This is a genomic window from Mycobacterium sp. E183, from assembly GCF_001667735.1.
Taxonomy (GTDB): Bacteria; Actinomycetota; Actinomycetes; order Mycobacteriales; family Mycobacteriaceae; genus Mycobacterium.
On record NZ_LZJN01000133.1, the window covers coordinates 47,953 to 70,046 of the forward strand.

At 68.3% G+C, this 22,094-nt stretch carries 25 protein-coding genes; 12 read left to right on the plus strand and 13 right to left on the minus strand.

The window, feature by feature from the left end; translation table 11 throughout:
* The first annotated feature begins 18 nt into the window (after nt 1-18).
* Together A5691_RS14200 and katG are read left to right on the plus strand one after the other, a co-directional pair.
* Complete coding sequence (locus A5691_RS14200) at nt 19-459, plus strand: Fur family transcriptional regulator (protein WP_067750622.1); 441 nt, start codon at nt 19-21, stop codon at nt 457-459.
* 35 nt (nt 460-494) lie between these two features.
* Nucleotides 495-2,735: a catalase/peroxidase HPI gene (gene katG / locus A5691_RS14205; RefSeq protein ID WP_067782796.1), complete on the plus strand. Its 2,241-nt coding sequence runs from the start codon at nt 495-497 to the stop codon at nt 2,733-2,735.
* Between the two features lie 184 nt (nt 2,736-2,919).
* On the opposite strand, the gene A5691_RS14210 is transcribed toward katG, so the two are convergent.
* Nucleotides 2,920-3,681: a glycerophosphodiester phosphodiesterase family protein gene (locus tag A5691_RS14210; RefSeq protein WP_197499028.1), complete on the minus strand. Its 762-nt coding sequence runs from the start codon at nt 3,679-3,681 to the stop codon at nt 2,920-2,922.
* Between the two features lie 40 nt (nt 3,682-3,721).
* Nucleotides 3,722-4,528, minus strand: coding sequence for a DUF1906 domain-containing protein (locus A5691_RS14215; RefSeq protein ID WP_067750611.1), 807 nt, complete (start codon nt 4,526-4,528; stop codon nt 3,722-3,724).
* A gap of 394 nt (nt 4,529-4,922) precedes the next feature.
* Between A5691_RS14215 and A5691_RS14220 the strand changes: the two genes are divergently transcribed.
* The 3 genes from A5691_RS14220 to A5691_RS14230 are packed head-to-tail and all read left to right on the plus strand — an operon-like array spanning nt 4,923 to nt 8,003.
* The gene (locus A5691_RS14220; RefSeq protein WP_067750608.1) at nt 4,923-6,188 is read left to right on the plus strand and encodes a glycosyltransferase family 4 protein; all 1,266 of its coding nucleotides are present in this window, start codon (nt 4,923-4,925) and stop codon (nt 6,186-6,188) included.
* Nucleotides 6,182-6,940 carry a class I SAM-dependent methyltransferase gene (locus A5691_RS14225; RefSeq protein WP_067750605.1) on the plus strand — a complete coding sequence of 253 codons (759 nt, stop codon included), beginning with the start codon at nt 6,182-6,184 and terminating at the stop codon, nt 6,938-6,940. Before A5691_RS14220 ends, A5691_RS14225 begins: the two co-directional genes overlap by 7 nt.
* The gene (locus A5691_RS14230) at nt 6,927-8,003 is read left to right on the plus strand and encodes a prenyltransferase (RefSeq protein ID WP_067889657.1); all 1,077 of its coding nucleotides are present in this window, start codon (nt 6,927-6,929) and stop codon (nt 8,001-8,003) included. Before A5691_RS14225 ends, A5691_RS14230 begins: the two co-directional genes overlap by 14 nt.
* An 11-nt stretch (nt 8,004-8,014) precedes the next feature.
* Here A5691_RS14230 and A5691_RS14235 read toward each other — a convergent pair whose 3' ends face one another.
* Entirely contained in the window at nt 8,015-8,677 is a 663-nt protein-coding gene (locus A5691_RS14235; protein WP_067889696.1) for a class I SAM-dependent methyltransferase, read from the minus strand.
* A gap of 102 nt (nt 8,678-8,779) precedes the next feature.
* Here A5691_RS14235 and A5691_RS14240 point away from each other — a divergent pair, with 102 nt between their 5' ends.
* The gene (locus A5691_RS14240) at nt 8,780-9,451 is read left to right on the plus strand and encodes a cutinase family protein (protein ID WP_067781510.1); all 672 of its coding nucleotides are present in this window, start codon (nt 8,780-8,782) and stop codon (nt 9,449-9,451) included.
* A 732-nt stretch (nt 9,452-10,183) separates the two neighbouring features.
* Nucleotides 10,184-11,032, plus strand: coding sequence for a family 16 glycosylhydrolase (locus A5691_RS14245; RefSeq protein WP_067750596.1), 849 nt, complete (start codon nt 10,184-10,186; stop codon nt 11,030-11,032).
* Between the two features lies 1 nt (nt 11,033).
* Here the strand turns inward: A5691_RS14245 and A5691_RS14250 are convergent, their stop codons facing one another.
* Together A5691_RS14250 and A5691_RS14255 are read right to left on the minus strand one after the other, a co-directional pair.
* A complete protein-coding gene (locus A5691_RS14250; RefSeq protein WP_068019372.1) occupies nt 11,034-11,879 on the minus strand; it encodes an SAM-dependent methyltransferase in 846 nt (281 codons plus the stop codon).
* A 29-nt stretch (nt 11,880-11,908) separates the two neighbouring features.
* Nucleotides 11,909-12,634 carry a hypothetical protein gene (locus A5691_RS14255; protein WP_231969122.1) on the minus strand — a complete coding sequence of 242 codons (726 nt, stop codon included), beginning with the start codon at nt 12,632-12,634 and terminating at the stop codon, nt 11,909-11,911.
* On the opposite strand from A5691_RS14255, the gene A5691_RS14260 reads away from it, so the two are divergent.
* A complete protein-coding gene (locus A5691_RS14260) occupies nt 12,635-13,645 on the plus strand; it encodes an NADP-dependent oxidoreductase (RefSeq protein WP_067750590.1) in 1,011 nt (336 codons plus the stop codon).
* Nucleotides 13,646-13,647: 2 nt separating this feature from the next.
* On the opposite strand, the gene A5691_RS14265 is transcribed toward A5691_RS14260, so the two are convergent.
* Together A5691_RS14265 and A5691_RS14270 are read right to left on the minus strand one after the other, a co-directional pair.
* A complete protein-coding gene (locus A5691_RS14265; protein ID WP_067750587.1) occupies nt 13,648-14,481 on the minus strand; it encodes a class I SAM-dependent methyltransferase in 834 nt (277 codons plus the stop codon).
* A 46-nt stretch (nt 14,482-14,527) separates the two neighbouring features.
* Nucleotides 14,528-15,175 (minus strand): heme-binding protein, encoded by a 648-nt coding sequence (locus A5691_RS14270; RefSeq protein WP_068019366.1) that lies wholly within the window; start codon nt 15,173-15,175, stop codon nt 14,528-14,530.
* Between the two features lie 280 nt (nt 15,176-15,455).
* Here A5691_RS14270 and A5691_RS14275 point away from each other — a divergent pair, with 280 nt between their 5' ends.
* Nucleotides 15,456-15,710, plus strand: coding sequence for a hypothetical protein (locus A5691_RS14275; protein ID WP_067750584.1), 255 nt, complete (start codon nt 15,456-15,458; stop codon nt 15,708-15,710).
* 83 nt (nt 15,711-15,793) lie between these two features.
* On the opposite strand, the gene A5691_RS14280 is transcribed toward A5691_RS14275, so the two are convergent.
* Genes A5691_RS14280 through A5691_RS14290 form a run of 3 tightly spaced genes read right to left on the minus strand, consistent with a single transcriptional unit; the run spans nt 15,794 to nt 17,568 of the window.
* Nucleotides 15,794-16,204 carry a VOC family protein gene (locus A5691_RS14280; protein WP_067750581.1) on the minus strand — a complete coding sequence of 137 codons (411 nt, stop codon included), beginning with the start codon at nt 16,202-16,204 and terminating at the stop codon, nt 15,794-15,796.
* A 4-nt stretch (nt 16,205-16,208) separates the two neighbouring features.
* Nucleotides 16,209-16,655 (minus strand): helix-turn-helix transcriptional regulator, encoded by a 447-nt coding sequence (locus tag A5691_RS14285; RefSeq protein WP_067750579.1) that lies wholly within the window; start codon nt 16,653-16,655, stop codon nt 16,209-16,211.
* A 10-nt stretch (nt 16,656-16,665) separates the two neighbouring features.
* The gene (locus A5691_RS14290; RefSeq protein WP_067750576.1) at nt 16,666-17,568 is read right to left on the minus strand and encodes an NAD(P)-dependent oxidoreductase; all 903 of its coding nucleotides are present in this window, start codon (nt 17,566-17,568) and stop codon (nt 16,666-16,668) included.
* Nucleotides 17,569-17,754: 186 nt separating this feature from the next.
* Between A5691_RS14290 and A5691_RS28995 the strand changes: the two genes are divergently transcribed.
* Nucleotides 17,755-18,429 (plus strand): PE family protein, encoded by a 675-nt coding sequence (locus tag A5691_RS28995; RefSeq protein ID WP_068019364.1) that lies wholly within the window; start codon nt 17,755-17,757, stop codon nt 18,427-18,429.
* A 17-nt stretch (nt 18,430-18,446) separates the two neighbouring features.
* Here the strand turns inward: A5691_RS28995 and A5691_RS14300 are convergent, their stop codons facing one another.
* Nucleotides 18,447-19,631 carry an acyl-CoA dehydrogenase family protein gene (locus A5691_RS14300; RefSeq protein ID WP_067781489.1) on the minus strand — a complete coding sequence of 395 codons (1,185 nt, stop codon included), beginning with the start codon at nt 19,629-19,631 and terminating at the stop codon, nt 18,447-18,449.
* 121 nt (nt 19,632-19,752) lie between these two features.
* On the opposite strand from A5691_RS14300, the gene A5691_RS14305 reads away from it, so the two are divergent.
* Together A5691_RS14305 and A5691_RS14310 are read left to right on the plus strand one after the other, a co-directional pair.
* On the plus strand, nt 19,753-20,133 hold the full coding sequence (locus tag A5691_RS14305) for an NYN domain-containing protein (RefSeq protein ID WP_067889646.1): 381 nt from the start codon (nt 19,753-19,755) through the stop codon (nt 20,131-20,133).
* On the plus strand, nt 20,130-21,089 hold the full coding sequence (locus A5691_RS14310) for a nitronate monooxygenase family protein (protein ID WP_067750563.1): 960 nt from the start codon (nt 20,130-20,132) through the stop codon (nt 21,087-21,089). The genes A5691_RS14305 and A5691_RS14310 overlap by 4 nt, the downstream gene beginning before the upstream one ends.
* Here A5691_RS14310 and A5691_RS14315 read toward each other — a convergent pair.
* The gene (locus A5691_RS14315; protein ID WP_231969120.1) at nt 21,070-21,381 is read right to left on the minus strand and encodes a DUF4333 domain-containing protein; all 312 of its coding nucleotides are present in this window, start codon (nt 21,379-21,381) and stop codon (nt 21,070-21,072) included. The two genes, A5691_RS14310 and A5691_RS14315, sit on opposite strands and share 20 nt — an antisense overlap.
* Nucleotides 21,382-21,540: 159 nt before the next feature.
* Nucleotides 21,541-22,035, minus strand: coding sequence for a thiol peroxidase (gene tpx / locus A5691_RS14320; RefSeq protein WP_067750551.1), 495 nt, complete (start codon nt 22,033-22,035; stop codon nt 21,541-21,543).
* Nucleotides 22,036-22,094 lie beyond the last annotated feature (59 nt).

Below are 22,094 nucleotides of genomic sequence, written 5' to 3' on the forward strand. Positions count from 1 at the left end.
GTGCGTCATATTGGTGCGGTGTCATCGACGGCCGATTACGCGGAACGACTGCGCATGGCCGATCTCCGGGTGACCCGACCCAGGGTCGCGGTGCTGGAGGCCGTCGACGCCCACCCGCACTCCGACACCGAGACGATCTTCTCGGCCGTCCGCGTGGGCCTCCCCGACGTGTCCCGCCAGGCGGTTTACGACGTCCTCAACGCGCTGAGCTCGGTCGGTTTGGTGCGTAGGATCCAGCCCTCCGGGTCGGTCGCCCGCTATGAGTCGCGGGTCGGCGACAACCACCACCACGTGGTGTGCCGGTCCTGCGGCGTGATCGCCGACATCGATTGCGCCGTCGGCGAGGCGCCCTGTCTCACCCCGTCGGACGACAACGACGTTCTGGATGGCTTCGTCCTGGACGAGGCCGAGGTCATCTACTGGGGCGTCTGCCCCGATTGTTCGACTGCAGGTTCCTAGATCGCAGCCCCATCACCCCCTAAGAAAGGAATGCTGTGTCCTCCGATATCTCCCAAGGCCGGCCGCCCCATGAGGACAGCAACACGGCTAGCGCCAGCGAGAGCGAAAACCCCGCTATCCCGTCCCCCAAGCCGAAATCGAATGCGCCGCTGACGAACCGGGACTGGTGGCCCGACCAGGTCGACCCGTCCATGCTGCAGCCGCACAACCCGAAATCGACCCCTTACGGCGAGGGCTGGAACTACGCCGAGGAGTTCGCCAAGCTCGACGTCGACGCGCTCAAGGCGGACGTCATCTCGGTGATGACCACCTCACAGGACTGGTGGCCCGCCGACTACGGCCACTACGGCGGCCTGTTCATCCGGATGAGCTGGCACGCCGCGGGCACCTACCGCATTTTCGACGGCCGCGGCGGCGGCGGACAGGGCATGCAGCGGTTCGCCCCGCTCAACAGCTGGCCGGACAACGTCAGCCTGGACAAGGCCCGCCGGCTGCTGTGGCCGGTCAAAAAGAAGTACGGCAACAAGATCTCCTGGGCCGACCTGATCATCTTCGCCGGTAACTGCGCCCTGGAATCGATGGGCTTCAAGACTTTCGGCTTCGCCTTCGGCCGCGAGGACGTCTTCGAGCCCGAGGAAATCCTGTGGGGTGAGGAGGACACCTGGCTGGGCACCGACAAGCGGTACTCGGGCAAACGTGACCTCGCCCAGCCCTACGGTGCGACCACGATGGGTCTGATCTACGTCAATCCCGAAGGCCCGGAAGGCAAGCCGGATCCCATCGCCGCGGCCATCGACATTCGCGAGACGTTCGGCCGCATGGCGATGAACGACGAAGAGACCGCCGCCCTCATCGTCGGCGGGCACAGCTTCGGCAAGACCCACGGCGCCGGTAGCGGCGATCTGGTCGGGCCCGAGCCGGAGGCGGCCCCGATCGAGCAGCAGGGCCTGGGCTGGAAGAGCTCGTACGGCACCGGCGTGGGCAAGGACGCGATCACCAGCGGCCTGGAGGTGGTCTGGACGCCCACCCCGACCAAGTGGGACAACACCTTCCTGGAGACCCTGTACGGCTACGAGTGGGAGCTGACCAAGAGCCCCGGCGATGCTTGGCAGTTCGTCGCCAAGGACGGCGCCGGTGCGGGCACCATCCCCGACCCCTTCGGTGGGCCGGGCCGAGCGCCGACGATGCTGGTCACCGACATCTCGATGAGGGAGTCCCCGATCTACCGGGACATCACCCGCCGTTGGCTCGACCACCCCGAAGAGCTGACGGAGGCGTTCGCCAAGGCCTGGTACAAGCTGCTGCACCGCGACATGGGACCGATCAGCCGCTACCTCGGGCCGTGGATTCCCGAACCGCAGCTGTGGCAGGACCCGGTTCCCGCCGTCGACCACGAGTTGGTCGACGACAGTGACGTCGCCGCGCTGAAGAGCAAGGTCCTCGAGTCGGGCCTCTCGGTTCCCCAGCTGGTCAAGACGGCCTGGTCGGCGGCCGGCAGCTATCGCAACACCGACAAGCGCGGCGGCGCCAACGGCGCGCGCCTGCGCCTGGAGCCGCAGCGGAACTGGGAGTGCAACGAGCCGTCGGAACTCGACAAGGTGCTGCCCGTGCTGGAGAAGATCCAACAGGACTTCAACGGCTCGTCGTCCGGCGGCAAGAAGATCTCGTTGGCCGACGTGATCGTGCTGGCGGGATCCGCGGCGGTCGAGAAGGCGGCCAAGGACGCCGGCTACGAGATCGCCGTGCACTTCGCGCCTGGACGCACCGACGCCTCGCAGGAGAACACCGATGTGGAGTCGTTCGCGGTGCTCGAACCGCGGGCCGACGGTTTCCGCAACTACATCCGGCCCGGCGAGAAGGCACCGCTGGAACACCTGCTGATCGAGCGGGCATACCTGTTGGGAGTGACCGCCCCGGAGATGACGGTGCTCATCGGCGGGTTGCGTGCCCTCGGCGCCAACCACGGCGGCACCAAGCACGGGGTGTTCACCGACCGGACCGGCGCGTTGACCAACGACTTCTTCGTCAACCTGCTCGACATGGGTACGGAGTGGAAGCCGTCGGAGACCACCGAGAACGTGTACGAGGGCCGCGACCGGTCCTCGGGCGCGGTCAAGTGGACGGCGACCGCGAATGACCTTGTGTTCGGGTCGAATTCGGTGTTGCGCGGGTTGGCCGAGGTCTACGCCCAGGATGACAACCAGGGGAAGTTCGTGGAGGACTTCGTCGCGGCGTGGGTCAAGGTCATGAACAACGACCGGTTCGATCTGAAGTAAGACCGCCATAGCAAGCGGCGCCCCGCGGGCCATCGGGTCGCGGGGCGCCGTGCGTCAGGTGAGTGATCGGTCGACTCGCGACACATAAACGGCGCACACGACACGCCGCGAACACTCGCCGTGGTTTATGTCTCGTGGTCCTCGGGCGCCGGCCGACCGGCTGAATCAGCGGGTGCTGGTGCGGTCACCATTCGCCGCGGGCCACGAGCACCTCGCGGAGCACATCCGCCCGATCCGTGATGATGCCGTCGACGCCGCTATCGAAAAGTGCGTGCATGGTGTCCGGGTCGTCGACCGTCCAGGCGTGCACCTGGCGTCCGGACTCGTGCAGGGCGCGGACGAGTCCGCGCGTGATGATCGGTATCCGACCCAGCCGTGGCGGCAGCTGCAGGCAGTCACTGTCCCGCAACAGCTGCCAGGCATAGGCCCGGCTTGCCGGCGTTTGGGCCGCCGGCAACGCCAGGAACGCGCCGATACCCGCCGAACTGGCCACCCGCCTGGACAGCAGCCTCAGCGCCCGACGCCGACGGCGTTCGGAAAACGAGGTGATCAACACCCGGTCGTGCGCCTTCATTCGCTCGATCACCTCGACGGTGGGAACGACGGCGGACGCGGACTTGATATCGATGTTGACCCGTATGTCCGGCAGCGTGGCGAGGAGCTCTTCGAGGGTCGGTATCGATTCTCCCGCGCCCAGATGCAGGTGGCGGACGTCGCGCCAATCCGAGCGGTCGATGGCGCCCGTTGCGCCCGCGTCCGACCTGAAGGCGCGGTCGTGCAGGATCACGGCGACGCCGTCGCGTGTCGCCCGAACGTCGGTCTCGATGTATCGAAACCCAAGCTTGGCCGCCTCGCAGAACGCTCCCATGCTGTTCATCGGCCACTTGAACGACGTAAACCCCCTGTGCGCCATGGCGATTCGCCCGGCACTACGCAGAAACTGCACGGTGGGCACGCCGCGATCAGCCATCAGCCGCCTGCACGGCTCACCGATCCAGGCCCCATTGGCCGTAGTCGGCCGCCAACACCTCGTCGATGTCGACGTTGATCCCGCCAAGGAGCGGGCTTGGGTTGCTTGGGCTGTTGACCACGGACTGGTAAAGAACCGCGGCGGGTTCGCGCGCGCCGTGCGACCACGACTTCGTCTGCCAAGCCCACCGGTGCCCGGGTGTGGTCGAGTTCCCGACGACGCCGTCCCGGATCGCCCAGCCGCACGCGTTGGCATGCCCGTAGATGCCGGTGCGGCCCACGCCCAGCGCGGAGTTGATGCCCCGAAACCACTGCACCGCAACGCTGTTCCAGGTGTTCTCGTCGATGTCGTCGTCGACGCTGAAGAATATCGGCGCCGAGCCCGGGCCCCCCGCCGCGGCGTGCAACCGTTGCGCCGTCCGGGCATCGGCCACCCCGCCGTCGTAGCCGCGGGTGTAATCCGACGGGTCCGGCCACCCGGGTTTGCCGTACTGGAAATTGCTGACGATCTGCAAACCCGCGGCGCGCAGCGCGTCCGCGTACTCGCGGGTGATCGGCTTCGCCTCGAAATTCGCGCCCGGCCGCGACTCGGAAACGTAATTCACCACCCCGGCATAGCCCGCCGATTTGATCTCGTCCGGCGAAATCCTGCGCTCGGCGAAATCGATCAGCCGCAGGTCGGCGGCGAATGCCGTCGGCGCGGCGGAGTTGGCGGCCGAGGTCACGAAGCTGAGGAAAGCGGGCGCCACGGCAAGTTTTAGGACGTCGCGTCGCGACGCCGATCGCCGTCCGCGGCGTTCGCCTGATGCAGCCGAACCCTGCACCGCGCGATGGTAACAAACAGCTCAGGACCGGTGCTGCGACTGCGCGGCACCGAACACCGTCGGCTTGGGCCCCCCGCGGTGCGCCGGCGGAGGTGAGGAACACCCATCGCCGACTGCCGCGCGGCTGCGCAGGCGCGCGCGCATTCTCCGCCGAGTGGCCGCTCGGACTCTGGTCAACCCCGGTCGGGGCCGGGTGGCATGATCCTTAAGTGCCGGATTTCCGTGGGATCGTTTTCGCGGGTGCCGGTGATGTTCGAGCTCGTTGCGCTCGATTAGGTGATCGAACTATAGTCTGGACACATGTCCAGTTTGCTGTCACGGAGTTCGGGAGTCCGTTGACCGCGATGGGTTCGGCGCTGTTCCGCGGTCATTCACCAGCAAAGAAGAGTTGAGTATGCGAATTGCCCTGCTGTCCTACCGTAGTAAAACTCATTGCGGCGGACAGGGCGTCTACGTGCGCCATCTCAGCCACGGACTGGTGGAACTCGGTCATGACGTCGAGGTGTTCTCCGGCCAGCCCTACCCCGACCTGCTCGATCCGCGGGTGCGGCTGACCAAGGTCCCCAGCCTCGACCTCTACCGCGAGCCCGACCCGTTCCGCGTGCCGCGGCCCAGCGAAATCCGTGACTCGATCGACCTGTTGGAACTGCTTACCACCTGGACCGCCGGGTTCCCGGAACCGCGGACGTTCACCATGCGCGCCGCCCGGTTGCTGGCCGGCCGGACCGCCGATTTCGACGTCGTCCACGACAACCAGAGCCTGGGCACCGGACTGCTCACGATCGCCGGCGCGGGCCTGCCGGTGGTGGCCACCGTGCACCACCCCATCACCCGTGACCGGGTGCTCGACCTGGCCGCCGCGCGGTGGTGGCGAAAACCGTTGGTGCAGCGATGGTATGGATTTCTCGGCATGCAGCAGCAGGTCGCACGCCAGATTCCCGACCTGCTGACGGTCTCCTCGTCGTCGGCCGCGGACATCGTCAGCGACTTCGGCGTCTCCCCCGACCAGCTGCACGTCGTGCCGCTGGGCGTGAACACCGAGCTGTTCAAGCCGGCGTCGCGGCCCCGGCAGGCCGGACGGATCATCGCGATCGCCAGCGCCGATACGCCGCTCAAGGGGGTGCGCACGCTGCTGCACGCGGTGGCCCGCCTGCGCACGCGCAGAGATCTCGAGCTGCGCCTCGTCGCCAAGGTGGAGCCCAACGGTCCCACCCACAAACTCATCGCCGAGCTCGGCATCTCCGACATCGTCCACATCACCAGCGGGCTTTCCGACGCCGAGCTCGCGGCGCTGTTCGCGTCGGCCGAGGTCGCCTGCATTCCGTCGCTCTACGAAGGGTTCTCGCTGCCCGCGGTGGAGGCCATGGCCAGCGGGACGCCGATCGTGGCCAGCCGGGTGGGCGCACTCCCCGAAGTCCTGGGCACCGACGGCGCGTGCGCCGAGCTGGTGCCGCCCGCCGACGTCGACGCGCTCACTCGCGCGCTCGGTGACCTGCTGGACTCGCCGGAGAAGCGGCGGAGCCTGGGCGAGGCGGGACGCACCCGCGCGGTCAACGTCTTCAGCTGGGAGGCCGTGGCCGCGCAGACGGTTCGGGTGTATGACCGCGCGATCGCCCGTAACACCGCTGCGTCGGCGACCGAGGGGGAAGCGCGATGCTGACGGTGGATTTCGACCGGCTGCGGATCGGGCCGGCCACCAAGGTCATCGACGTCGGTTGCGGGGCCGGCCGGCACGCATTCGAGGCGTATCGGCGCGGAGCCGACGTGGTCGCGTTCGACCAGGACGAGGCCGAATTGCGTTCGGTGGACACCATTTTGCGCGCGATGGCGGAAACCGGGGAGGCGCCCGCCGCGGCGTCGGCGAGGGTGGTGGTCGGCGACGCGCTGAAGTTGCCGTATGCCGACGAGACGTTCGACTGCGTGATCGCGTCCGAAATCCTCGAGCACATCCCGCATGACGACGCCGCCATCGCCGAACTGATCAGGGTGCTCAAGGTGGGCGGCACGTTGGCGGTCAGTGTGCCGCGCTGGCTTCCGGAGCGGGTGTGTTGGTTGCTGTCCGACGAATACCACAGCAACGAGGGCGGCCACGTGCGTATCTACCGGGCCAGTGAATTGCGCGCGAAGATCCTCGATGGCGGGATGCAATTGACGCATGCCCACCACGCGCACGCGCTGCACGCCCCCTTCTGGTGGTTGAAATGCGCCGTGGGAGTGTCGAACACCGAGCACCGCGCCGTGACCGCGTACCACAAACTCCTGGTGTGGGACCTGATGCGGCGACCGAGGGTGACGCAGTTGGCCGAATCGCTGCTCAATCCGCTGGTCGGCAAGAGCGTGGCCATGTACTTCGTCAAGCATCCGGCGGCAGAAAGCCAAGCGACGGTGGGATATTCAGTTGCGTCGGGTTAACCCACCCTCGGTCGCGGGCGTCCTGTCCCCCGAGCAATGCCGGCAAACCGCGCGGTCCATCGCGGCCATCCAGGAACCCTCCGGAGCCATCCCCTGGTCCGAGGGCGGCCACACCGACCCGTGGGACCATGTCGAGTGCGCGATGGCGCTCACCGCCGCCGGACTGCTGGAACCGGCGCGCGCCGCGTTCGACTGGAGCCGACGGACCCAGCGGGCCGACGGCTCCTGGCCGATCCAGCTCCGCGCGGGGGTCGTCGAAGACGGCAACAGCGACAGCAACTTCTGCGCCTACATCGCCACCGGTGTGTGGCACCACGTGCTGGTCACCGGTGACCGGCGCTTCGCCGCACGGATGTGGCCGGTGGTGCACAAGGCGATCGACTTCGTCATCGACTTGCAGGTCGGCTATGGCGAGATCTGTTGGGCCCGAAGCGAAGCCGGTCTGCTGCAGGAAGCGCTGCTGACCGGTTGCGCGAGCGTGTTCCACAGCATCCGGTGCGCCCTGGCGCTGGCCGCCCTGGTCGGCGAGCCGCAGCCGGAGTGGGAACTGGCGCTGGGCCGGCTCGGCCATGCGATAGCCGCGCATCCCGAGGCGTTCACCGAGAAGGACCGCTACTCGATGGACTGGTACTACCCCATCCTGGGCAGCGCGCTGCGCGGACCCGAGGCGGCCGCGAGAATCCGAGAGCGCTGGGACGATTTCGTGGTCGGCGGCCTGGGCATTCGCTGTGTGGCCGACCGGCCGTGGGTGACCGGCGCCGAGACGTGCGAACTGGTGATGGCGCTGGACGCGATCGGCCAGCGGTCGGCAGCCCATCGGCAGTTCGGCGCGATGCAGCACCTCCGTGAGCAGGACGGCTCGTACTGGACCGGTTTGGTGTTCGCCGACGGGAAGCGCTGGCCCGAGGAGCGGACGACGTGGACGGGTGCGGCGATGATCCTCGCCGCTGATGCGCTGTCTAACACCACCGCGGGCGCCGGGATCTTCCGCGGGGAGGGACTACCGATAGGCCTGCAGACCGACTTCGACTGCGAATGCGTTGCCACCGGCCCCGGCTGGTGACGTGAGTTCGGTCAGATCAGCGCGCCCGGTTCGCCGCCCACGCGTTCGAGCACCCGCAGCGATCCGGTCGCCGAGACCTCCCGGAATTGGCCGGAATCGATTGCGCGGCAGTAGATGTGATACGGGGGCCGCCCCCCGTCCCGGGGATCCGGGAACACGTCATGGATGGCGAGCGCCCCGCCGACGGCGACCCACTTCGCCCAGCCGTCGAAATCCTGGTTCGCCGCGGCCTCGCTGTGGCCGCCGTCGATGAACAGAAACCGCAGCGGCGTGCGCCATCCGGCGGCCACGACCGGCGACTTGCCCACGATGGCGACGACGTGGTCGTCCAGCCCCGCGGCGTCGAGCGTGCGACGGAACGTCGGCAGGGTGTCGAACAAGCCCGTGACCTCGTCGACCAGCGAGGCGTCGTGGTACTCCCAGCCGGCCTGGTGTTCCTCGGAGCCGTGGTGGTGGTCGACCGTGTAGAGCACGCTCGCGGTTTGTCGGGCGGCCGCGCCGAGCAGCAGCGTGGATTTGCCGCAGTAGGTGCCGATTTCGACACCGACGCCGCCGCCGAGATACCGCAGCGCGGCGTCGTGAAGTGCGTGCCCCTCGTCGGCGGGCAGGAACCCCCGCACCTGCTCGGCCAATGCGAACAGGCGCTCGGTCGATCCGACGTCGGTGTGACTCACACCGAAGAACCTATCGGTCACCCGCGGCACCCGATCGGGGTGGTCCAAGGCGGCCGGCAACATTGACCAGCGGCGGCCGCGGGATCGCTTTACGATCATGCTGTGCTCGCCCGCAGACTCGGTGACATCGGCCTGGCCGCGGTTCTGACCGCGGCCGCGCTGGCGCTGCCCGCTGCGCTGCCGTCGCCCGCGATTCCCCGCGCCGCGGCCGCCAACTGTCCCCCGGTGCAGGTGGTGTTCGCCCGCGGCCGGATGGAATCGCCCGGAGCGGGCGCGCTGGGCAACGCGTTCATCAGTGCGCTCCGGTCCAAGGTCAACAAGAACATCGGCGTCTATGCCGTCAATTACCCCGCCGACACCGAGGTCGCTCAGGGCGCCAACGACATGAGCCGTCACGTGCAGGACATGATCACCAACTGCCCGAACACCAGGCTGGTGCTCGGCGGCTACTCGCTGGGCGCCGCGGTGACCGACGTTGTGCTCGCCGCCCCCATCGGCGCGTTCGGCTTCGACAGCCCCCTGCCGTCGGGCGCCGACCAGCACATCGCCGCCGTGGCGTTGTTCGGCAACGGCAGCCAGTGGGTGGGCCCGATCACGAACTTCAGCCCGGTCTACAACGACCGGACCATCGAGTTGTGCCACGGTGCCGACCCCATCTGCAACCCGGCCGACCCGAACACCTGGAAAGCCAACTGGCCCCAGCACCTGGCCGGTGCGTACATCGACGCCGGGATGGCCAACCAGGCCGCCGACTTCGTCGCCGGCAAGCTCTGACCCCTCAGGCGGGGCTCCGCGCCGGCGTCCCCGCAGAGAACCGGGCCAGGAAAACAATTGTTGCCCATCGCTTTTCGCGACCGACTTCGCTTTGTAGCGCGAAAGGCGACGGTTGCAATGCGAAAGGTCAGGAGGGTGGGGCCCGCGAGGGACCCGATGGTCGGCGTGCCGGACGGGCAGAGTTATCGGATCGTTTTTGCGGGGCGATTAGCTCGGCCGGGCGAGTAAGACCGCTTGCCACTTTGGCGCAATTTGCGCCTGGAAATTCTCAGGCCGAAGTGTTTGTGCTCGAGTACAGCTTGAAGTCGCGGACGAGCGGGACCACCTCGCCGCCGGATACCGCGGCGCGCTGACGGGCGTGGAAAGCGGGGTGGCGGCGCATCGCCTCGCTGCGCTCGCGCTCGTGTCGCTGGGCCGCAGTCCATCGCGGATGGGACTGAAGGAAAATAACCGTCGCTCCCGTTGTATTAGCCACGATCGTTAACTCCTCTCAGCGCAACCCGCAAAAGCTCTACGACTTGTGGTTATCGGCTTGTGATCCAGAATGCCCGGACGATCCTGAGACCAAACCACCCACAAAGTTGAGAATTGGCCGTGAATTTTGATTAATCCATCAGCCGCTTCACGCCGACGTCCGCGCTGGCCCGCCTGCGATCCGAAACGTTAGCGGCAGCCACCGACAACAATTCCGGCTTCGGCCCCCGGGCCGGCGGCTGCTATGGTCCCTTGCGTATGCCCAAGATGGATCGCCGCCGCATGATGTTGACGACCGGGATCGGCGTGCTGGCAGCGGCGCTGCCTGCGCCGGAGGCCCGGGCCCGTCCCTCGGGACGGGGCCTGCCGGCGGATCGCCCACCCGCTCCCGAAGCGCCCAGCGGCCAAACCGGCACCTACATTTTCCAGGACGAATTCGACGGTCCCGCCGGCTCGGCGCCCGACGCCTCGAAGTGGACCGTGGCCAAGGCCCGCGAGACGATCAAGGACCCGACGTACTGGGAGCAGCCCGATCGCATCGGGCAGTACCGCGACGATCGCCGCAACGTCTTCCTCGACGGCAACTCCAACCTGGTGCTCCGGGCGGCGAAGGACGGACCCACCTACTACAGCGGCAAGGTTCAAAGCCTCTGGCGGGGAGGGGTCGGCCACACCTGGGAGGCCCGCATCAAGCTGAACTGCCTGACCGCCGGCGCCTGGCCGGCTTATTGGCTGGGCAACGACGACCAGGGCGAGATCGACGTCATGGAGTGGTACGGCAACGGCAGCTGGCCCTCCGCCACCACCGTCCACGCCAAAGCCAACGGCGGAGAGTGGAAGACCCACAACATCGCGATGGACAGCGGCTGGCACACCTGGCGAACCCAGTGGGACGAGGCGGGCATCCGGTTCTGGAAGGACTATGCCGACGGCGCGCAGCCCTACTTCGACGTGCCGGCCAGCTCTCTGCCGGATTGGCCGTTCAACGCGCCCGGCTACACGGTCTATCCGGTGTTCAACCTCGCGGTGGCGGGTTCCGGTGGCGGCGACCCAGGGCCAGGGTCCTATCCCGCTGACATGCTCGTGGACTGGATGCGCGTCTGGTAGCTCACGGGGTGAGCAGCACCGTCGCGCTCCAGGGCCTGCTACCGGGATGACGCGGATCCGGCTGGGGCAACCAAGCGAGCGGCCGCATGAAAATCGGTAACCGACGGAACCGGTTCGCGGCGACAAAGAGCGACTGCGCCTGTGCGACGCGCCAGCCGAGGTCCTCGAAGAACGCCAACCCGTTCTCCGGTGCGAACTTGAACGGTGCGTTTTGGCGCATGCCGGCCATCTTCTCGTTCATCATCTTCTTCAAGCCGGGGCCGCCGAAATCAAGCATCCACCAGGCCACCTCGGGCCGCTTGAGCGCCGCGGAGAGCGCGACGACGTCGCTGGTATCCAGATACATCAACAATCCCTCGGTCAGCACCAGCGCTTTGGTCGCGCCACGCAGGGCGTCGTCAAGGAAGGCAGCGCGGGCCTGCGGTTCGGCCAGGTCGACGGCAACCCGGGTCAGCCGGCAGTGCGGTGTCTGGTCGGCGAGCGACTGCGTTTTCTCCTCGAGGAGCCTGGGCAGGTCCGCCTCCACCCACGTCAACTCCGGCGGAAGCTGCAACCGGTACGGCCGGGTATCCAGGCCCGCGGCCAGGTTCAGCACGCGGTCGCAGCCCTCGGCGATCGCTTGGGCGATGGTGTCATCGATGATCTTCGTGCGCGCGACCAGCCACCATCCGTTGCGGCTCGACCGCGGGACGTCGGCGACGATCTCATGGCCGTGTTCGCCGGCGAGGCGCTCGGCGAGTGGGTCGTTGAACAGCGCGTCGCGGCGGGCCGATTCGGTCGCCCGGTGCAGCGCGGTCCAGCGGGCCGTGTCCGAGACGTGGGTGATCGTGTGCCTGGGGGTGGACATACCTGCGTTATAGCAGCAGCCGCGCCGGCCTATTGACCGGCCTTGCCCCCCGCGAACCACGCTTCCGCCACCGTCCGGGTTTGGGGCGGCGGCAGGGCGGCCTCCCCCGTGCCGAGCTGACCGACCTTGACGGTCCACGTCGCCGACGAGCGGTCGATGCAGCTTCCGGCGCCCTGGCTGGGCAGCCACAGCACCGAAAGGTTGGCATGTGGGTCACCGCACCAGTAGGCGCCCTCGTAGCCGTCGGCGCGCCAACCCCAGGCCCCGCCGTTTCGGAGCCGGCAACGGGTGCCATCGTCGAGCGTCAGCGCAAACGGGTCCGGGGTGGCGGGCGCGGTCACGGGCGGAAGCGGACGGTCATACGTCACGCGATGCATGCTCTTGTCCCAGGGATTATCTACGCACAGCAGCGATCCGGCCGTCGACGGCCAGCAGGTGCCGGCGCCCGCCGCGCTCGGCGAGCAGGAGTAGACGTTGTCGGCCACGGCGGACGGCGACGCCGTGCTGCAGTCGCTGGCCTCGCCGACATTGCCCGGTCCGGACGCGACCCGGTAACCGTTGATCGGCTGGCCATCGGGGCCGACGGCCACGACGGTGATCTGCTGGGTGGGCGGCGGGTCGGCGGCGGCCGTCGCGGGCAGCGAGAGGACCGCGATCGGCAGCGCGACGACGGGGACGACGACGATTCGCGACATCACGTTCACCGCGCAAAACCTTTCGTTCGGCGGGCTCTTGTTGAAGGGTACGGTGCGCATATGACCGATCGAAACCGTCGTTTCCTGCTCCGCGAACGCCCCACGGGCCGCATCGGCCCCAACACTTTCGAATTGACCGAAGAGGCGATTCCCGAGCTCAACGACGGGGAGGCGCTGGTGCGTGTCGGCTGGATCTCGCTCGACCCGACGAACCGGATGTGGATCAACGACACCCCGACCTACCTGCCCCCGGTCGGGCTCGGCGAGGTCATGCGCGCCGCCGGGATCGGCGAGGTGGTCGCGTCCAAGAGCCCCTCCTACGCGGTCGGGCAGCAGGTGCAAGGGCTCCTCGGCTGGCAGGAGTACGCGGTGCTCACGGACACGGCGATGGTGAACCCGGTGGAGGTGGCACCCGGCATCTCGCCGAGCGCCTACCTGGGGGCGCTCGGGATGACCGGGCTCACCGCGTGGATCGGGATCCGCGACATCGGCAAGCCCCGGCCCGGCGAGACCGTCGTCGTCTCGGCGGCGGCCGGCGCGGTGGGCTCGGTCGCCGGGCAACTGGCCAAGGCGGCGGGCGCCCGTGTCGTCGGGATCGCCGGTGGTCCCGAGAAGTGTGCGCTGCTCACCGATCAGCTGGGCTTCGACGCGGCGGTCGACCACCGCGCCGACGATTGGGCCGCCCAACTGGCCGCGGCGACACCCAACGGCATCGATGTCGACTTCGAGAATGTCGGGGGCGACCTGATGGACGCCATCTTCGCGCGCCTCAACATCGGCGCCCGTGTCGCGCTCTGCGGCCTGATCTCCGGCTACAACGCCGAAGACCCCCCGCCCGGTCCGCGCGCGTTCGGGAACCTGCTTATCCAGCGGGCCACCGTCCAGGGCTTCATCGTCCTCGACCACTTCGGGCGCGCGGCCGAAGCGATCGGCGAGATCGCCGGCCTGATCGAAGCGGGAAAGCTCACGCCGCTCGAGACCGTCGTCGAGGGGTTCGAGCAGCTGCCGACGGCGATCAACATGCTGTTCGACGGCAAGAACGTCGGCAAGCTGGTGGTCAAGATCGGCTGATTTCAGCCGAATTCCAGGAGGGCGTAGACCCCGCGGTAGGGCTTCGCGGGCGGGAACCGCCAGAGCGCGGGGTACAGCGTCCCGAAGAACACCCCCCGCCCCGCGGGCATCGGTACGTCGTGCACGGCGCGGATTCCGGGCGTCGTGCGCGCCAGCTGCGCAAGTTGACGCACCGACAGGCTGAACGGCATCGGTGGCACCCGGTAGCGCTTGGAGGAGCGCAGCCCCTTTCGTGCGACCTTCTTGACCACCGTTGGCGGTAGGTCGAAGAACATCTGGCCGCCGGGGAAGCTCTTGGCGCACTGGGAAATGAGCCCCAGCGCCGCGTCGGGCTGCAGGTACATCAACAGGCCTTCGGCGGTGATGAACACGCCGTCGCGGGCGTCGACCTCGTCGATCCAGGTGTAGTCGAGGGCGGATTGGGCGAGATAGGTCATTCGCGGCGGATGCGGCAGCAGCCGCTGACGAAGTTCGACGACCGGGGGCAAATCCACCGAGACCCAACTGAATTGCGGGTCGGGCAGCGCGCGGTCCAAGCGCCAGAAGGACGTCTGGAAGCCCTCCGCGAGCGCGACGACGGTGGCCCGGGGGTGGGCGGTGAGGTAGTCGATCGCGCATCGGTCAACGGCCAGCGAGCGCAGCGCCATCTCCTGGCCGCGGCGGCCGAACTTCTCGAAGTCGAAGTCGATGGAATCGACGAGCTTGACTGCCATCGGATCGTCGATGATCGCGTCGGGGCGCGCCGCCTGGTGTGCCCTTCCGTAGAGCGTCAGCAGCGCCGTCTCGGAAACACCGGTGAGCAGCCGCGCGTCCACCTTCTTGTGGTCATCTCCCATCACGCGAAGCCGTAATCGCTGGGCAATGCGCCGGCCAGCAGCCCGGCTACCACGGCGCCGAGGCCGCGTCGATGGGGATTGCGATCTCGTTACGGCGCCGCATCGGCACCGTCCAGGGCGGGTCGTAGAACCAGGCTTCCGCGTCTCCGGTGGGCTCAATCCCCTTGTCTTGCAATATCTTCAGGAGTTCCGCGGTGCGGGAGGCGACTGCCTTGGGGCTCCGGTCGCCGGTGAATCGCAGCACCGCCACGGTCGCGGGCGGCACCGTGACGAGCCGGACCTGATCGTCGTCGGGCGCGGGCAGCGTCTCCATCGTCCACTTCGCGGGCATGAAAAAGCGGATCGCCCAGCCGGCCTCGTCGCCGGCGGACTGGACGACGGGCGCGGTCATCGCGATCTGCCGGCCACCCGGGCTCGACTGCTGGCTGACGGGCGCGGTCATCGAGATCGATGAATTGTCCCGATTGCCGCCGAATATGTAGCCCGCCAGCCGCCGGAACCCGACGTCGCGAGCGCGGTTCTCGTCGGCGTCGACGATCGTCTCGGCGGCAATCCGCGGACCGTAGCGCCGTATCTCGACGGTGTCGGTGATCCGTTTATGTGTGTACGCCGGCTCCTCGAGGCCGACCCGCACACCACCGACCGCCAGCAGCGATTCGGCCACCTGCGCGGCGATCTTGATCGGGTTCATCATCTGGTCGATCTCCTTTTAGCGTCGCGACGGCACCACGTCCGATGCCGGTAGCGCAGGGGCCGGCGCGTGCCCTGACCGCATCGACCCACCTACGCCATGGTGCCGCACGGCGGGTCCGCCCGAGCGCGACGCCGACCCGCCCTCGTCTTTCACCACGAGATGGGCGTGCGCCCGTGCCTCCGTCGTGCGGACAACGTTGGGATCGGTAGCCCGCGCCGCGATTTGTACTTGACGCAACGACGACGCCACTCCGGCGCCGCCTCACGAAAGGAAGTCAGAAATGAAGATCGTCCCGGCCAGCATCGAAGACCAGATCAATCGGGTCGACCGGCAGCGCAGCCTCTACATCGGACTCAGCGCCGGCGCGGTCGCGCTATGGAGCGCGTACCGGCTCATCTGGGCCCTCTACATCGGGATGACATTCGGCTGGCTCTTCGGGTCGATGGTCTTCCAATTGGTGCTGTGGGGCGTGATCGGCACGGTCTCGGCGGTGGCGGCCTTTGGGTTCCTGACCCGCTACTCCAAGGGATCATGACCGCGGCCGTGAGCTGAGGAAAGCCCCGAATCCTGATGCGGTTCGGGGCTTTCCCGCGTCGAGGCGAAGTCGGTATCCGGCGGCTAGCGCAGTTGTTGGATACGGATCAAGTTGCCGGCGGGGTCGCGCACCGCGCAGTCACGGAGTCCGTACGGTTGGTCTGTCGGCTCCTGGACGATGTCGACGTCGTCGGCCTGCAACCGTTCGAAGGTGCGGTCGAGGTCATTGGTGGCCAACAGCAACGTGGCGTAGCTGCCCTTGGCCATCATCTCGGCGATCGTGCGCCGTTCGTCTTCGGTGATGCCCGGGTTGGCGGCCGGTGGGTTCAGGACGATCGAAGTGTCGGGCTGGTTCGGGGGGCCCACGGTGATCCAGCGCATCTTGCCCTTGCCGACGTCGAGGCGGACCTCGAAGCCGAGCGTGTCGCGATAGAAAGCGAGCGAGGATTCCGGGTCGTCGTGCGGCAGGAAGCTCGAGTGAATCGTGATGTCCATGGGGTCAGGCTAGGTGCGGCCCAGTGACCGGTGCTTCTCGATTCCTGACCGGTCTGGTCACCTGTCTGGCCACGCACGGCGGCATTCCGGCCAGCGCGTCCACCGCCCGGCGCCGGTAGGTGCTCGGCGGCACGCCGACCAATTCGGTGAAGCGCGTGCTGAAGGTGCCGAGCGAGGAGCAACCGACGGCGAAGCACACGTCGGTGACGCTCAGGTCGCCGCGGCGCAGCAGCGCCATCGCGCGCTCGATGCGACGGGTCATCAGATAGGAGTACGGCGACTCGCCGTAAGCCCGGCGGAATTCGCGGCTCAGGTGGCCGGCGGACATGTGCACCTCGCGGGCGAGCGCCTCCACGTCGAGCGGGCGCGCGTACTCCCTGTCGATCCGGTCACGGACGCGCCTGAGCAGCGCGAGCGTCCGCAGCCGCGCGTGGTCGGATCCTGGGCGCACCTGTCCGCCCCTAAGCGCCGACCAACTCCGGATGGAACTTGGCGGCCATGCGGCGCAGCCCGTCCCGCCAGTCGACCGTCGTGCCCCCGATGAGTTCGTGCATCCGGTCACTGGTGGTGGGATTGCCGCGCAGCGCCTGCGCGCTCACCTCGAATACCGGCTCCTTGCCGACCAGTGAGCCCAGGTGGCCACACCACTGTTGAATGCTGACCGTCTGGTCGCCACACCAGTTGACCGTCGTGGCCGGGACCGACGCCACCTCGAGCAACTTCGGGATGGTCGCGATGATGTCGTCCTCGTGAATAGGGTTGTACTGCGCCGATTCACCAGGGGGGACCGGGATCGGGATGCCCGCCAGCATCATCTCCATGTGGTAGAACGGCCACCCGCCGTTGTCGCCATAGGGAACGTTGAGCCGGGCGATGGTGGTGGGCAACCCAAGAACCCGCGCCGTAGACCGGGCGACGACCTCCCCGGCGATCTTGGAGATGGAATAGGTGGGAAACAGGCACTTGTGGTTGTCGCCCAGGGCGGAGCTTTCGCTTCGGGGAAGGTCGTCCGGCGGGTCGTAGACGGCGGCGGAGGAACAGTGCAGGAAGGCCTTCGCGCCGCGGCAGTGCGCCATCAGCAGCCCGACCGATTCCGCGTTGGCCGCGAGATCCTTGTCCCAGTTCCCGCTCTTGGCCACCGCGAGGTTCAGGACGTACTCGAAATCGCTTGGCAGAGCTGTGAAGTCGCCGGCGGCCAAGTTGACCGTCTGGCAGTGAACGCCCGCTTTCTCCAGGCCTTCGCGGGCGGCCGGGTCGGTGAAGCGGGCGATGCCCCACACCTCGTTGTCGACCGCCAGCGCCCGCGCAATGGGGGTTGCGATTTGTCCGGTCGGGCCGGTGATCAGGATCTTCGAACCGCGCATGCGCTGATAGTAGGCGACGTTGCGACAACGCCCGGGCTTTCAGGGTTCATCGGGATGGGGGCCATCGCCGGGCCGATGAAAAGTGTGGGCAGCACCCCGCCGGCGCCCTTAGACTTGTTGCATCGCCCGGCTCAGCAGGTCCTTTGACGTACCGGCGCTGAACGCCCGCACAGGAGCAGTACGCACATGGAATCGATGTCCCATGACCCGGCCGCCGGTGCCATCGGGTTACACGTCGTCGACATCGCCACCCGCGGTTTGACTTCCGGCGCGACGGCGTCGGCACCGGTGACCGCGCTGGTCCCCGCCGGGGCCGACGAGGTTTCGGCGCTGGCGGCCGCGGCGTTCGCCGCGGAGGGCGCCGCGATGCTGACGTTGAACACCGCGGCTCAGGAGGAGGTCGCCCGCACCGGCGTGGCCCTGACCGACATCGCCCGGATGTACACCCAGGTCGACGTCGAGGCGGCCGGTGCGTTGGACGTCAGCGGAGCCCGCATCGCCGGCCAGACCTTCGTCGGCCCGACCGGCGGCGGACTGCTGGGCGCAGAGGCGCCGGTCGCCGGCGGCCCGGTCCCCCGCACGCCGCCGCTGGCCAGCCCGGTCGCCGGAGTGCCGGTTGCCAACCCGTCACCGACGGTGCCGACCACCCCGCCGGTGACGCCGAGCCCGGTGGCGGCGATGCCCGGCGCGGCCAACGCCGCGTCGACTTTGCTGGGCGCGGGCGCGGCCCCGCTGAGTTCGCTCGGCTCGGTGGCTCAGGGCGCGTCGGCCGGTAGCGCCGCCGGACCGGGTCTGGCCTCGTCGCAGACCGGCGCCGAGGACGACGGCCGGCGCGACGAGCCGGGCGAACGCCTGGTGTAGGCGGGACCGTCAGCGGGTCACAACCCCGGCTGGTCCTCGATGATGCCGAGCCAGATCTGCGCGACGTCGATGGCGACCTTCTCGCTGATGAAGGCGTGCTGCGTGCCGGTGTAGATGTCGCGGAAGGCCCGCTCGAGCCGGCTGCCCTCCCGGATCGAACTGGTGCCCGCGACCAGGTGCGCCCACTCGGCGCAGCCGCGGGCCGTGTCGGTCGCGAAGACCGCCGCCACCCGCATGTCCGCGCGCAGGGTGGGCGTCAGGTCCTCCCCCGCCGCGACCGCGGCCTCGGCGGTGGTGAACGCGTCGAGCACCAGCAGACGCGCGGCGCGCCAGGCCGCGCGATGGTGCGCCAGCCCTTTCTGGAAGGTCGGGCGGCTGGCCAACGACGCCATGTCGCTCATCCGGAACTTCGTCGCCGCCAGTTCCTGAACGTCGTCCAGCATGCTCTTGGCGACGCCGAGCGCCCAGGACGCGTGACCGGCTGCGGTGACCGGCATTAGCCCCATCCGGGTGGCCGGCGAAGCCCCCCGGTACGGCTGACGCACGAAGAGCTCGAAGGTGCGGCTCGCCGGGACGAACACCTCTTGGGCGCTGTAGTCGTATGAGCCAGTCCCCTTGAGTCCCTGCACGAACCAGCCGTCGTTGAAGCTGATCTGATCCCGGGGAATCACCGCGACCCGCATCTCGGGGAAGCCCTCACTGATCCAGCGCATTTCGCCGTCGTCCATCGGGAGGAACCCGGCGGCGACGTACTGGGAGTGCCCGATGCCCGAGCCGAAATTCCACGACCCGCTCACCAGGTAGCCGCCGTCGACGGCGGCCCCTTGCCCGTTGGGAAAGAACTGGCCGCCCATCGTGACACGGTTGTCGTGTGCGGTGAACACCTCGGCGAAGCCCTCGTCGGGCAGGTATGCCGCCGCGGCGAACGAGGATGGCAGATTGGCGATGCCCACCCAACCGAAAGAGCCATCCTGCCAAGCCATTTCGATCCACGTCTCGATCATTTCGGTGAACGAGGGCTCGACCCCGCCGGCCTCGGCCGGGTTGAACGCGGACATCAGCCCGGTCGCCCACATTTCGCCGACGATCGCCGGGGTCAGCGTGCGCGCCCGTTCGGATTCGGCGGCCTCGGCGAGCACCAGCTCGCGCATGCCGCGGGCCAGTGAGACGACCCGGTCATCGGTGTCGGCTATCGAGGTCATTCACCTGTCCCATCGTCGCGACGGCATCACCTGGTGACCGTACCAACCGCTCAGAGTCGAAAAGAATGAAATTCGCGGGTGAGCGCGAGCGCGCGCGATCGGTCGCCCTAGCGTAGGGAGCGTGCGGTGGATCGTGGACGGGATGAACGTGATCGGGAGCCGCCCGGACGGTTGGTGGAAGGACCGCGCCCGCGCCATGGCCGCGTTGGTCGACAGCCTCGACCGCTGGGCCGCCGCCCAGGGGGACGACGTGACGGTCGTGTTCGAGCGGCCGCCCTCGACGGCCATCCCCGCGTCCGTGGTCGAGATCGCCTACGCGCCCAGGGCGGCCGCCAACTCGGCCGACGACGAAATCGTCCGTCGCCTCCGCGCCGACCCCCGTCCGCGCGACGTACGCGTGGTGACGTCGGACAAGGGGCTGAGCGAACGCGTGCTGAGCCTGGGTGCGTCCGTGCACCCCGCCGCCGGCTTCCGTGACCTCATCGATCCGAGGGGAACATGAACACGACGACCAATCGGGTCTGCGGGTTGGCGCGGATCGACATCCCGATCATCCAGGCGCCGATGACGTACATCGCGGGCGCCCGGCTGGCCGCGGCGGTGTCCAACGCCGGGGCGCTGGGCATCATCGAGACCACCTCCGAGCAGGGCCGAGCCGATCTGCGGCGCGTGCGCGACCTCACCGACCGGCCGGTGGGCGCGAACATCGCGCTGATCATGAACCGCGACCCGGCCACCGTGGATCTGCTGGTGGACAACGACATTCGCTTCGTCACCACGTCCGCGGGCGATCCGGGACTGTTCACCGGCCGGCTCCACGATGCCGGCATCACCGTCTTCCATGTGGTGGGCACCCTCGCGGCGGCGCGCAAGGCCGTCGACGCCGGAGTGGACGGGCTGGTGGTCGAGGGTGTCGAGGGCGGCGGGTTCAAGAACCGATTCGGCGCGTCGACGATGGTGCTGCTGCCTTTGGTCGCGGCGCACGTCGACGTGCCGATCGTGGCCGCGGGCGGGATCTGCGACGCACGTTCGATGGCCGCCGCGTTCGTTCTGGGCGCCGAAGGCGTGCAGATGGGCACCCGGCTGCTCGCCTCGGCGGATTCCCCGGTGCACACCAACCTCAAGCGGGCGGTCGTCGCGGCCGACGAGACGGCCACCGTGCTACTACCCCTCGACGGCAAACGCATGATGCGCGTCATCCGGACGGCGGCCGCCGAGAGGCTCGACGCCGCAACGTCTTCCGGCGAGGGCGCCGCGGCGCTGCAGCGGGTGCAGCGGCTCTACTTCGACGGCGACATGGACGCCAGTGTCGCCAACACCGGTCAGGTCGCCGGACGGATTTCGGACCTCCCCCCGGCCGCCGACATCATCGAGCGGATGTGGGTGGGGTGTCGCGAAGTGCTGGCGGACACCGCGGGCCGGCTGGGGCAGCCGGGGCCTAGCTCGGGCGGCTCCTGACGTCGAAGACGACTTGTTCGCCCTCGACTTTGGTGATGCGCATGTGCGCGGTGTAGGGCTTGCCCTCCGGGCCGGTGAAGTGGCAGTCGAACTCCTGGCCGACCTTGGCTTCGACGCCCGACGGACAGTTCACGTCGGCCGGGTGGAATCCGGTTTGGCTCGAGACGACGTCGACGACGGATTTTGCCGCGCCGTCGGGTTTCACCGTCGTTTTCGTGCCGCACCCGGTGAGCTGCAGGCTCACCACGCCCACCAGCACCCCAGCGATAACACCGAACTTGCCGCCATTCACCGCCGGTACTCCTTTGCCGCCGAGCGTTCCACCGCCCGTCCGGCGGAACGGCCAGGCTAACACGGAAGCCGCACGATGGGACAGCTCAACGCGGCGAACGTCAGCACGTCGCAAACAGGCGAGTGGTGCGGACGGCCGCCGCTGAACGGCTTAGCTGGGTCAGCCCGCCGCGGCCAGCGCCGCGTCGTAGTCCGGCTCCTGGGCGATCTCCGGGACCAACTCGGTGTAGGTGACCTTGCCGTCGGGGCCGACCACCACGATGGCCCGCGCCAGCAGGCCGGCCATCGGGCCGTCGTTGATGGTGACGCCGTAGTCCTCGCCGAAGCTGCTGCGGAACGCCGAACCCGTCTTCACGTTGTCGATGCCCTCCGCCCCACAGAACCGGGCGAACGCGAACGGCAGGTCTTTGGACACGCACACCACCGTGGCGCCGCTGGCGGCCGCGCGCTCGTTGAAGGTCCGGACGCTGGTCGCGCAGACCGGGGTGTCCACAGACGGGAAGATGTTGAGCACCAAGGCCTTACCGCCGAGCTGGTCGCTACTGACCTCCGCCAGGTCGCCGCCCGTCAGGTTGAAGGCCGGCGCCGGGGATCCGACGGTAGGCAGCTCGCCGACGGTGTTGATCGGGTTTCCACGCAACGTTATCTGTGCCATGTCGCACAGTCTGCCAAGCCCGCCGCGGACCCGACGGGTCAGGTCCCGTGTCCTAATTG